3 protein-coding genes are annotated in these 3,990 nt (G+C 39.6%); all 3 read right to left on the bottom strand.

The genetic code is table 11. The annotated features are described in order from the left end of the window. On the bottom strand, positions 1-526 hold a 526-nt coding region (locus tag Q0F90_RS07935), incomplete at its 3' end, for a dipeptidase (protein ID WP_296004547.1). Between the two features lie 26 nt (positions 527-552). Next, positions 553-1,029, bottom strand: a complete 477-nt coding sequence (gene nrdR, locus Q0F90_RS07930; protein WP_105081086.1) for a transcriptional regulator NrdR — start codon at positions 1,027-1,029, stop codon at positions 553-555. A gap of 198 nt (positions 1,030-1,227) precedes the next feature. After that, positions 1,228-3,990 (bottom strand): pyruvate carboxylase (locus Q0F90_RS07925; protein WP_296004545.1); only part of this gene is annotated, 2,763 nt, incomplete at its 5' end.

The raw sequence follows: 3,990 nt of genomic DNA, 5'->3' as shown, positions 1-3,990 counted from the left end.
CTGTACCAGCATCGTTAAGATGAGAGCAATCCACAATTATCCCTAAATCTTGCATAGCCTCAACAAACTCAATACCTTTAGGTGTTAATTTTTTATGTTGCTCACCACAGTGAGGTTCTCCCAAACCATTTGGATAGTTCCACGTAAGGGTTATTAGTCTAACCCCATCTTGATAGGCTTGTTTAAGTTTATCTAAGTCACCACCTAGTACTCCACCTTCCTCGATGGACATAAGGGCACCAATCTTACCAGACTTATACACAGACTCTACATCTTGATAAGAGAGCACATGCTGTATGTGCTCTCCATAGAGATGAATTTGTGATGTACATAAGTTGCGCATCTCTTCATAACGACCATAAGGATCATTGGTCTCACCAAGATTGATGAAGAGTGCAAAATCTTGTACTTTGCTGTGAGCCTTTTGTAATTTCTCAATATCGATTTTCCAAGTATTACGATATAAATCACCACTATCGGGGTGATCGAGTAGTTGCATTATCGTATCGCAATGTAAATCTATCATAAAGCCTCACTATGTAGTAATATCAACTAACTGCGTTTTGGTTTTTTAGCATCTAATTTTTTAAGCGCTTTCAGCTCTTCCATGAAGCTATCGATATTATCAAACTTACGGTATACGCTGGCGAAACGAACATACGCAACTTGGTCAATATCTTTCAATTGTTGCAATACAAGTTCACCAATGCGGTCTGTTGTAACCTCTTGATTAATTTCGTTACGAATATCGCGCTCTACATCGTTAACTACTTGTTCCATAACGGACATCGGTACTGTACGCTTATCACAAGAGCGCAACAAACCATTCAATAATTTACCGCGATCAAATAATTCACGGCGTCCGTTTTTCTTCAATACCATAAGCGGTACTTCTTCTATAATTTCATAGGTAGTAAAGCGACGGCCACAATTGATACATTCCCGGCGACGGCGAATACTATTACCTTCATCAGTTGTTCTAGAGTCTGTCACCTTCGTGTCTGTGTGTTGGCAATAAGGACATCTCATCAGTTACTACTCCTTTTCTAGTAATCACTCTGAAATAGCGCATAATACGCCCATTTTCTCTACTATATATAGTACCATGAAACCCCTTAAAATACAAAGAATCCCTAGGATTTCCTAGGGATTCTTCCATTATTCTTCAGTTTTTCATTTTATGAAATACTTTTGAAATAATATTTTTAATTTTAAGTGCTCTTAAGCTTATCGTTTCAAAGTATCTTCAATGCGAAGCAAGCAGTCACCAGATTCGATGCGGCTACCTTCACGGACAAGAATTTCTTCTACGATACCGTCCATCGGAGCTGTAATTGTTGTTTCCATCTTCATCGCTTCTGTAACGATTAATGGTTCACCTTTAGCTACGGATTGACCGTTCTTAACGAGGATCTTAACAACAGAGCCAGACAATGTAGCACCGATTTCACCAGGGTTAGATTCATCTGCTTTACGACGAACAACACCAGTAGTCTTAGCATGTTTATCATGAACTTTAATGCTACGAGGTTGACCATTGAACTCGAACAATACGATACGATTACCATCTTCATCTGGTTCAGAGAAACCGTTCATTTTGATGATAAGTGTTTTACCTTTTTCGATAGTTACTTGAATCTCTTCACCACGTTTCATACCGAAGAAGAATGTTGGAGTATCAAGTACAGATACATCACCAAAGTCGTTTACAAATTTATTGTAATCTTTATAAACCTTTGGATATAGGCAGTATGCACTAATATCTTCATCAGTTGTTTGGGCACCCATTTCGCTCAATTCATTACGAATATGTTCAAAGTCTGTTGGAGGCAATACTGCACCAGGACGAACTGTGATTGGTTTAGCCCCTTTCAAAATAATTTTTTGTAACTCTTCAGGGAATCCTTGGTATGGAGTGCCAAGACGACCTTCAAAGAACTCAACTACGGATTGAGGGAAGTCTAATACATCGCCTTTTTCGTAAATATCTTTTTCAGTCAAGTTGTTTTGTACCATGTACAATGTCATGTCGCCTACAACTTTAGAGGATGGTGTAACTTTGATGATATCACCGAACATCATATTTACTTGGTGGTACATTTTCTTGATATCCGCCCAACGATCGCCAAGGCCAACCATCTTAGCTTGCTGTTGCAAGTTGGAATATTGACCGCCTGGCATTTCATGTTGATACACTTCTGTGTTAGGATAAGCTTCTGCTTTATCTACACCTTTATAGTATGGACGAATACTACCGAAGTAATGAGACATTTCTTCCATGTATTCGATGTTCATTTCTGGTTGACGTTCATGACCAGACAAAGCATAGTACATGGAGTTCATGCTAGGTTGAGATGTACCATTAGCAAATGCAGAGTATGCTAAGTCGATTACGTCTACGCCAGCATCTACTGCACGACCATATGTATAGATAGCATTGCCAGAACCTTCATGAGTATGTAAATGAACTGGCACCGTAACGGCATCTTTTAATGCAGAAACAAGATTATAAGCTGCTTGAGGTTTCAAAAGACCAGCCATATCTTTAATAGCAATAATATTAGCACCAGCTTTTTCAAGCTCTTTCGCCATGCTTACATAGTATTCCAAGTTGTATTTTGTACGAGAACTATTAAGGATATCACCAGTGTAGCACAATGCAACTTCAGCTAATTTATTTTGTGCACGCACTTCATCGATTGCTACATGCATATTATCAAGGCTGTTCAAGCTATCAAATACGCGGAATACGTCAACACCATTAGCTGCAGCGCGTTGAATGAATTGACGAACAACATTATCAGGATAGGATGTGTAACCTACTGCATTGGCACCGCGAAGAAGCATTTGAAGCAATGTGTTAGGCACTTCGCGACGGAACATGCGTAAACGTTCCCATGGGTCTTCATGTAAGAAACGATAAGAAACGTCAAAGGTAGCACCGCCCCAACATTCTAAGGAGAACAAGTTAGGCACACCTTTTGCTGCGTGACCAGCTACGCGAGCCATATCGATTGTACGAAGACGTGTAGCAAACAAGGATTGATGAGCATCGCGCCATGTAGTATCTGTGAAGAACACTTGTTTTTGTTCAGATAACCATTTGCTGAATTTATCTGGACCAAGTTCATCAAATTTTTGTTTTGTACCAGCCGCTGGACTTACATCCAAAGTAGGTGGCATTTGAATTGGATCAAAGTCAGGAACCTCTTGAGGACCTGCACCAGAGTAACCATTGACTGTTACATCGGCAATGTAGCGCAACAATTTAGTACCACGGTCACGATCTGGTTTCAATTCGAATAATTCAGGATGTTCTTCAATGAAGTTTACATTGTAAGAACCGCTTTGGAATTCAGGATGTTCCAATACGTTGATTAAGAAGTGAATATTTGTTTTTACACCACGAATACGGAATTCTTTCAAGCAACGAAGCATTTTACGAATTGTTTCTTCATTGTTAGGAGCGAAGGCAGTTGCTTTTACAAGCAAGGAATCGTAGTAAGGTGTTACTACAGCACCTGTGAAAGCATTACCGGAGTCAAGACGGATGCCAAAACCACCGGAACTACGGTAAGCCAAGATTTTACCTGTATCAGGCATGAAGTTATTCTTAGGGTCTTCTGTAGTGATACGACATTGGATAGCAGTACCTTTACAAGGAACTTGATCTTGTTCAGGAATACCTACTTCTGGGCTATGTAAATTGTAGCCTTCAGCAATTCTAATTTGAGCGTGAACAATGTCAATATCTGTAATCATTTCTGTTACAGTATGTTCTACTTGAATACGAGGGTTAACTTCGATGAAGTAGAAGTTACCATCCGCTGTTACTAAGAACTCTACGGTACCAGCATTAACGTATTCAACGTTTTTCATGATTTTAACAGCAGCATCACATACAGCTTTACGAGTTTCTAAAGACAACGCAAATGCTGGTGCCATTTCAACTACTTTTTGGTGACGACGTTGAACAGAGCAGTCACGTTC

It is taken from the genome of uncultured Veillonella sp. (genome assembly GCF_934190855.1).
Classification (GTDB): Bacteria; Bacillota; Negativicutes; order Veillonellales; family Veillonellaceae; genus Veillonella.
Note: the sequence above shows the minus strand (reverse complement) of the source record. Positions and strands in the feature narration are given on the sequence as shown.

What these genes read in the sequence shown, in the direction of transcription:
- nrdR (WP_105081086.1), bottom strand. Translation starts at nt 1,029, where the DNA reads ATGAGATGTCCTTATTGCCAACACACAGACACGAAGGTGACAGACTCT.